The sequence below is a fragment of the Nakamurella sp. genome (genome assembly GCF_048594475.1).
GTDB lineage: Bacteria > Actinomycetota > Actinomycetes > Mycobacteriales > Nakamurellaceae > Nakamurella.
The window spans coordinates 1-6,344 of sequence record NZ_JBMDXT010000110.1 but is presented as its reverse complement, the minus strand read 5'-3'; the positions used below and the strand labels follow the sequence as shown (position 1 = coordinate 6,344).

6 protein-coding genes and 1 pseudogene are annotated in these 6,344 nt (G+C 75.6%); 5 read left to right on the top strand and 2 right to left on the bottom strand.

Going from position 1 to position 6,344, the window contains the following annotated elements:
- From ACOJUF_RS05660 to ACOJUF_RS05640, 5 genes are all read left to right on the top strand, one after another.
- A partial coding sequence (locus ACOJUF_RS05660; RefSeq protein WP_420120887.1) for a 1,4-dihydroxy-2-naphthoyl-CoA synthase occupies window positions 1–718 on the top strand: 718 nt, incomplete at its 5' end.
- 4 nt (window positions 719–722) lie between these two features.
- Window positions 723–2,012, top strand: a complete 1,290-nt coding sequence (gene menE, locus ACOJUF_RS05655) for an o-succinylbenzoate--CoA ligase (protein WP_420120886.1) — start codon at window positions 723–725, stop codon at window positions 2,010–2,012.
- Window positions 2,009–2,590, top strand: a complete 582-nt coding sequence (locus tag ACOJUF_RS05650) for a mismatch-specific DNA-glycosylase (RefSeq protein WP_420120885.1) — start codon at window positions 2,009–2,011, stop codon at window positions 2,588–2,590. Before menE ends, ACOJUF_RS05650 begins: the two co-directional genes overlap by 4 nt.
- Before the next feature lie 281 nt (window positions 2,591–2,871).
- Complete coding sequence (locus tag ACOJUF_RS05645) at window positions 2,872–3,750, top strand: 1,4-dihydroxy-2-naphthoate polyprenyltransferase (RefSeq protein WP_420120884.1); 879 nt, start codon at window positions 2,872–2,874, stop codon at window positions 3,748–3,750.
- 121 nt (window positions 3,751–3,871) lie between these two features.
- Window positions 3,872–4,516, top strand: coding sequence for a hypothetical protein (locus ACOJUF_RS05640; protein WP_420120883.1), 645 nt, complete (start codon window positions 3,872–3,874; stop codon window positions 4,514–4,516).
- 121 nt (window positions 4,517–4,637) lie between these two features.
- Here the strand turns inward: ACOJUF_RS05640 and menC are convergent, their stop codons facing one another.
- Entirely contained in the window at window positions 4,638–5,780 is a 1,143-nt protein-coding gene (gene menC / locus ACOJUF_RS05635; RefSeq protein ID WP_420120888.1) for an o-succinylbenzoate synthase, read from the bottom strand.
- A 16-nt stretch (window positions 5,781–5,796) separates the two neighbouring features.
- Window positions 5,797–6,344, bottom strand: a pseudogene (locus ACOJUF_RS05630) (GNAT family N-acetyltransferase); the annotation flags it as partial.

Here is a 6,344-nt window from a genome sequence, read left to right as displayed (position 1 = left end):
CCGGATGACCGGCGACGTCGGCTGCGTCCTGCTCACCGGCAACGGCCCCAGCCCGCGCGACGGCGGCTGGGCGTTCTGCTCCGGCGGCGACCAGCGGATCCGCGGCCGCAGCGGCTACCAGTACGCCAGCGGGGAGACCGCTGAGTCCGTCGACCCGGCCCGGGCCGGCCGGCTGCACATCCTGGAGGTGCAGCGCCTCATCCGGTTCATGCCCAAGGTCGTCATCGCCGTCGTTCCCGGCTGGGCGGCCGGCGGCGGGCACTCGCTGCACGTGGTCGCCGACCTGACCCTGGCCAGCGCCGAGCACGCCCGGTTCAAGCAGACCGACGCCGACGTCGGTTCGTTCGACGCCGGCTACGGGTCGGCCTACCTGGCCCGAATGGTCGGCCAGAAGTTCGCCCGGGAGATCTTCTTCCTCGGCCAGGAGTACTCGGCGCAGGAGATGTTCGCGATGGGCGCGGTGAACCGGGTCGTGCCGCACGCGGACCTGGAAACCGTTGCCCTGGAGTGGGCCGCGCTGATCAACGGCAAGTCGCCGACCGCGCAGCGGATGCTCAAGTACGCGTTCAACCTGGTCGACGACGGCCTGGTCGGGCAGCAGCTGTTCGCCGGCGAGGCGACCCGGCTGGCCTACGGCACCGACGAGGCGGTCGAGGGGCGGGACGCCTTCCTGCAGAAGCGTGCCCCCGACTTCTCCGGCTACCCCTGGGCCTACTGAACCGATGGCTCGGTCGCTCGAACCGCTGGCCGTGCCGACCGGCCCGGCGGTGCTGGACCTGTTGCCCCGCCTCGCAGCCGCGCTGGCCGGCACCGGCCCGGCCCTGGTCCCGGTGCCCGCGGCCGACCCGCGCGCCGCCGCCGAGCTGGTCCGGGCCCTGGACGGCGGTCGTCCGCTGGCGGCCGGCGAGGACGACGACGCCGACCCGACGGCGTTCGTCGTCGGCACCTCGGGCTCGACCGGAACCCCCAAGGGCACCCTGCTCCCGGCATCGGCGTTGCTGGCCTCGGCCCGCGCCACCCGGGCGTTCCTGCTCGGCGACGACCCGCGACCCGCGCACTGGCTGCTGGCCCTGCCCGCCCACCACGTCGCCGGGCTGCAGGTGCTGCAGCGGTCGCTGGTCGAGGGGACGACGCCGACCGTGCTGGACACCTCGACGACGTTCACCGCCGCGGAGTTCGCGCGGGCGGCGGCGTCCACGCCCGGACCGGTCCGGCTCGTCTCGCTGGTGCCGACCCAGCTGGTGCGGGTGCTCGCGGACGTCGACGCGACCGCCGCCCTGGCCGGGTTCGACGCCGTGCTGATCGGTGGCGCCGCCGCCCCGCCGGCCCTGCTGGACCGCGCCGCGGCGGCCGGCGTGCGCACGGTGACCACCTACGGGATGAGCGAGACCTGTGGCGGCTGCCTCTACGACGAGCAACCGCTGGACGGCGTCGTCGTGACAGCCGATCCGGCCGGCCGGCTGACCCTCGCTGGCCCGGTCGTCGCCCGCGGCTACCGGGGCCGCCCGGACCACCCCGCCTTCGACGTCGACGGCGCCGGCCGGCGCCGGTTCCGCACCGACGACGTCGGGGAGTTCACCGCCGACACCGGCATTAGGGTGACCGCCGGTCGGTGGCGGGTGCTCGGCCGGGTCGACGACGTGCTCGTCACGGGCGGGGTGAAGGTGGCCCCGGCCGCGGTGGAGGCCACGCTGGCCGCCCGGCCGGGTGTCGCCGAGGTCGTCCTCACCGGCGTCCCGGACCCCGAGTGGGGAAACCTGCTGGTCGCCGTGGTCGTCCCCGACACGGGTGTCCCACCCGACCCGGCCGACCTGCGGGCGGCGGCCCGCGCCGCGCACGGTGCGCCGGCCGCACCGCGGGTGACGCTGCTGGTGGACCGCCTGCCGTCGCGCGGGCCGGGCAAGCCGGACCGGGCCGCGATCCGGACCCTGGCCCGGGACGCCCTGGCCGACGCGCCCACCCGGACGGACGCGGCGGCGCACCCGCTGGTCGACCGGCGGACGGGCCCATGAGCCCGGCCCGGTTCACCCGCGCCCAGCTGCAGGAGTTCCGCGGGGCCCGGGTCGACGACCTGATCGAGCCGGGCCTCCGCCTGCTGTTCGTCGGCATCAACCCGGGCCTGTGGACCGCGGCGGCGAACGCCCACTTCGCCCGGCCGGGCAACCGCTTCTGGCCGGCCCTGCACCTGGCCGGGATCACCCGGGAGCGGATGGACGTCTCCGGCGGCATGACCGACGCGGACCGGGCCGAGCTGGTCGCGGCCGGCGTCGGCATCACCAACCTGGTGCCCTTCGCCACCGCCCGCGCCGACGAAGTGACCGCCGAGCAGATCCGGACGGCCGCGGCGGCGCTGACCGCGACGGTGGAACGGTTCGCCCCGCGTGTGGTGGCGGTGCTCGGGCTGACGGCGTTCCGGCAGGCGTTCGGCCGGCCCCGGGCGGCCCCGGGCAGGCAGCCCGACGACCTCGCCGGCGCCCAGCTGTGGGTGCTGCCCAACCCGAGCGGGCTCAACGCGCACGAGACCGCCGCCTCCCTGGCCGCCGCCTACCGCGAGCCCGCCCTCGCCGCCGGCATCCCGCTGGTGCGCTGACCGGGCCCGCCGAGCCCGCCGCGCCCCGCGGCGCCCGACCCCGGCACCGCGCAGTGGGTTCGCTGATCAAACCCGCGTACGGCCGGGCGTTCTGTCCGATTCAGCGCGGAAAAGATCAGCGAATCACCGGGCCTGCCCGCGCACCGCTGATCAATCCCGGGCGAGCGGGTCCGCGATGTCCGATTGGGCGCGGGTTTGATCAGCGGATCGCCTCGGACCGCCTCGGACCGCCACCCGGGCGGGGCCGGGGCCGGGACCGGCAGCGGCTAGGGTCGGATCACGTGGCAACAGCTCAGCAATGGATCCAGGCCGCCCGGCCGCGCACCCTTCCGGCGGCGGTCGCGCCGGTTCTCGTCGGTACCGGCGCCGGGATCGACCTCGGCGGCTTCTCCTGGCTGCGCGGCGGGCTGGCGCTGATCGTCTCGCTGGCCCTGCAGGTCGGCGTCAACTACTCCAACGACTACTCCGACGGCGTGCGCGGCACCGACGAGGTGCGGGTCGGGCCGACCCGGCTGGTCGGTGCCGGGCTGGCCGCCCCGGGCGCGGTCAAGCGGGCGGCCTTCGCCTGTTTCGGGGTGGCCGGGCTGGCCGGCCTGGCCCTGGCGGCGATGACGTCATGGTGGCTGGTGCCGATCGGGCTCGCCTGCGTCGCCGCCGCCTGGTTCTACACGGGCGGGCCCCGGCCGTACGGCTACGCCGGCCTCGGCGAGGTCTTCGTCTTCGTGTTCTTCGGCCTGGTCGCCGTCCTCGGCACGACCTACGTCCAGGCCGGGGCGATCACCGTGTGGGCGGTGATAGCGTCGATCGGCATCGGGCTGCTGGCCTGCGCGCTGCTCATGGCCAACAACCTGCGTGACGTGCACACCGACGTCGACGCCGGCAAGCGCACCCTGGCCGTCCTGCTCGGCGAGCCGCTGTCCCGCAAGGTGTTCGCCCTGATGATCGCCGGCGCCTTCGTCGCCGTGCTCGCCCTGTCCCCCAGCCACCCGTGGTGCCTGCTCGGACTGCTGGCGGTCCCGCTGGCCGTGCCACCGACCCGGAGCGTGCTGCGCGGGGCGCGCGGGCGGGATCTGATCACCGTGCTCGGCCAGACCGGGCGGCTCGAGTTCGTCTACGCCGTGCTGGTCGGCGCCGGCCTGGCCCTCGAGGCCTGGACCTGACGGCCCGGGGCTCACGCCCGGCCCGGGCCTCACACCGGGCTCGGGGCTCACACCCGGCCCGCCGGCCGCCGCCCGGCGATCGCCTCTGGCGTCACCGGCCCGGCTCCCGGCACCATGGGGAATGTTCATCGCCGGCACCGAGCGATGGAAGGTCGTGCTGGCCGAGCCCGAGGTGCTCCGGATCGCCCTCTACGTCCGGGACGCCGCCGGGCTCGAGCCGCTGACCGACCCGCCGATCCCACCGGCCGACCCCTCGGTCGGCTGGTGGCCGGCGTGGTCGCGCCGACCGGTGCCGGCCGCGCCGGCCCGCGGTGTCGGGCTGCTGGGCCGCCGGGAGGTCGACCTCACCGCCGCGTCCGGACAGTGGGCCCGCTGGTGGCGGCACCTGCTGGCGACCGGCGGCGGCGAGCTCGACGAGCTGCGGCCGCCGAACTTCCCCGCGCTCGCGCACGTGCCGGACCTGCGGGCGATCATCCAGCAGCACTACTCCAACGCCTGCACCTGGTCCGACGGGCTGGACGGTGATCCGCGGATCCGGCAGGCCCACACCGCCCCCGGCATCGGGCTCAACGCGTTCATCCGCGACCTGCCCCGCCGGCTCGGCCGGGACCCCCGGGACTTCGCGCTCCGGGTGACCGTGATCGGCGTCCGGAGCAAGCGCGCGTGGGTCCTGCGCCCGGACCACCTGCTGATGACCCGACCGCTGATGTACGACCTGGACAACGCGCTGGACTGGCTGCGCCCCCGGATCCTGGCCCTGGCCTGAGCAGGCCCGACCGCCGACCTCCGCCCGCCCCCGCCCGACCCCGCGCGATCCGACCCCGCCCGATCCGGGGACGGTGACGGAGACGGGGACAGGGACAGGGACAGGGACAGGGACGGAGGGGTCAGGCCTGGATCCACTCGGTCGAGACGGTGTAGGACTCCAGCACCGGACCGATGGGGCTCACCCCGAGCCCGGGGCCGGTGGGCACCGCGATCCGGCCGTCGTCGAGCACGAACGGCTCGGTGATGTCCTGCTCGTAAAAGCGGTCGGAGGCCGAGACGTCGCCGGGCAGGGTGAAGCCGGGCAGCGCGGCCAGTGCCGCGTTGGCCGCGCGGCCCAGGCCGGTCTCCACCATCCCGCCGCACCAGACCGGGATGCCGTTGGCCTGGCACAGGTCGTGGATGCGCCGGGCGGCCAGGTACCCGCCGACCCGGCCGGCCTTGATGTTGATCACCGAGCAGGCCCGCAGCGCGATGGCGTCGGCGGCCGCCCGGGGCGAGACGATCGACTCGTCCAGGCAGATCGGGGTGCGCACCAGCCGGGCCGGTTCGGCGTGCTGGCGCAGGTCGTCCTCCGGCAGCGGCTGTTCGATCAACAGCAGGTCGAACGCGTCCAAGCGGCGCAGCACCCGGGCGTCGGCCAAGGTGTAGGCGGCGTTCGCGTCGACCTGCAACGGGATCAGCTCGCCGAAGCGTTCGCGGACCGCCTCGACCGGCGCCACGTCGAAGCCGGGCTTGATCTTGAGCTTGATCCGGACGTAGCCGTCGGCCAGGTAGTCCCCGACCACGTCCAGCAGCGCGGCCACCGACGGCTGGATGCCCACCGACACCCCGGAGGGCACCGACGTGCGGGTGGCCCCGAGGTACCCGGCCAGCGACTGGCCCGTCCCGTGCAGCTGCGCGTCCAGCACGGCCATCTCCAGCGCGGCCTTGGCCATCCGGTGACCGACGAACGGTTCGAGCAGGGAGTCGACGGTCTCCGCGGTGACGTCGGTCCCGGCCGCGGACACCGCGAGCAGGCGCGGGATGAGGTACCGCCGCAGCACGGCCGCGGCCGCCTCGGCGTACTCGGAGCTGTACAGCGGCGACTCCATCGCCACGCACTCGCCCCAGCCCTGCACCTCGACCGGCCGCCGGTCGCCGCCGACGGTCCCGATCACCCGGACCAGGATCGCGACCCGGTCCCGCTCGACCCCGAAGGACGTCTCGAACGGCGACACCAGCGGCATCCGGATGGTCCGCAGTTCGGCCCCGGTCACCCTTATCGGCACTCTCCCCGTCTCATCGGCCGGCCGGTTCCAGCACGTACCAGCCGGGCTTGGCGAAACCCGTCACCCGCAGGCGCTCGTCGGCCAGCGCCGGCGCCAGAACCTCGCGCAGCGCGTGCCGCCAGCGCAGCGCGGCCGCCTGGTCGCGGCGCCGCAGCGCCTCGATGTCCGGCGGGATCCCGATCAGCCGCACCCCCGGCCCGCCGCCGGCGGCCCCCGGCTCGGCGCCGGCCACCGGCTCGCCGTCGGGTCCGACCGACAGCAGCACCGACGCACCCGCCGCCGGATCGGCCGGCCCCGGGCCGGGGGCCGGGCCGGGCGCCGCCACCCGGGCCGCCGCGGCCGCGGTGGCCGCCGAGTGCAGGTCCCAGACGGCGTCGACCCGGTCGGTCGGCTGCCCCCGGTTGGGCCCGTCGTCCATCGGGCCGTAGAAATCCACGTGGTACCGCTCCGGACGCGCCCCCAGCCGGCACAGGTTGAAGTACGAGTTCCGGGCGATCAGCGGATCGTAGGTCCAGGTGATCGTGGACAGCCCCCGTTCGATCGCCCACGCCCGCTGGT